The organism is Vibrio sp. 10N.222.49.C9 (assembly GCF_041474985.1).
GTDB classification, from domain to species: domain Bacteria; phylum Pseudomonadota; class Gammaproteobacteria; order Enterobacterales; family Vibrionaceae; genus Vibrio; species Vibrio crassostreae_C.
In genome coordinates this window covers 1-1,258 of sequence record NZ_JBFRVD010000084.1, presented here as the reverse complement: position 1 = coordinate 1,258, position 1,258 = coordinate 1, and the positions used below count along the sequence as shown (strand labels likewise).

The 1,258-nt window shown below is 44.4% G+C and carries 1 protein-coding gene; it reads left to right on the top strand.

All coding sequences use genetic code 11. From position 1 onward, the window contains the following. Nucleotides 1–72: 72 nt before the first annotated feature. A protein-coding gene (locus AB4585_RS21715) for an IS3 family transposase (protein WP_102420178.1) occupies nucleotides 73–1,250 on the top strand; the annotation gives its coding sequence in 2 pieces (ribosomal slippage) (nucleotides 73–331 and nucleotides 331–1,250; 1,179 coding nt in all). Nucleotides 1,251–1,258: the final 8 nt, after the last annotated feature.

The window sequence follows — 1,258 nt, the reverse complement described above, 5'->3', positions numbered from 1 at the left end:
TGTAGTGGTACGCTGAATTTGGTCACTTAGTTAGAGGTGATATCATCACCTCATAAGTTAACAGGTGACACTATGACAAAACGTACAAGAAGACTATTTAGCGCTGAATTCAAATTAGAAGCGGCACAACTGGTTCTAGATCAGAACCACTCTGTGACAGAGGCTGCTCAAGCTATGAATGTTGGGAAGTCCACGATGGATAAGTGGGTTCGCCAACTAAAAGAGGAACGTCAGGGGAAAGCACCTAAAGCATCGCCGATGACGCCTGAGCAAATTGAAATACGTGAATTAAAAAAGAAGTTAGCTCGCCTTGAAGAGCATAATGAAATATTAAAAAAAGCCACGGCTCTGTTGATGTCGGACTCACTGAACAATTCTTGATAATCAAGAAACTCAAGCAGAGCCACAGCGTAAAAATATTATGTGAAGTGTTCAATGTTCATCGAAGCAGTTATAACTACTGGCGAAAACGTCCAGTAGAAATTGATGCCGAAACAGCAAAGCTCCGTAGTTTAGTTAGCGAGGCACATGCCGCAAGCAACGGTTCTGCGGGAGCGAGAACCATTGCTGACATAATAACGAGTCAGGGAACTAACCTGAGTCGCTACAGAGCAACGAAGTTCATGAAAGCCCTTGGTCTAGTGAGCTGCCAAGTGCCAAAACACAGGTATCGTAAAGCATCACAAGAACATATTGAGATCCCAAACCTCTTAGGCCGCCAGTTTGCAGTTACGGAGCCAAACAGAGTTTGGGTTGGTGACGTTACTTATGTTTGGACTGGCTATCGTTGGATGTACTTAGCCGTAGTTTTAGACCTGTTCGCTAGAAAAACGATTGGTTGGGCAATGTCATTATCGCCCGATAGTCGATTAACTCGTAAGGCTCTTGCCATGGCTTATGAGTCTCGTGGTAAACCACAGGGCGTCATGTTTCACAGCGATCAAGGCAGTCATTATACAAGCCGAAGTTATCGGCAATTACTGTGGCGCTTTCAGATCAAGCAAAGCTTATCTCGACGAGGAAATTGCTGGGATAATGCACCAATGGAACGCTTCTTTAGAAGCTTGAAGACGGAATGGATACCTACAGTAGGTTATCGGAGCTTTGCAGAGGCACAACAAGAAATTACTCGATACATTATTGGGTATTATTGCCAACTCCGCCCGCACCAATACAACGGTGGTTTGACTCCCAATGAATCAGAACGATTGTTCTGGTTAAACTCTAGGAACGTGGCCAATATCAGTTGACCACTACA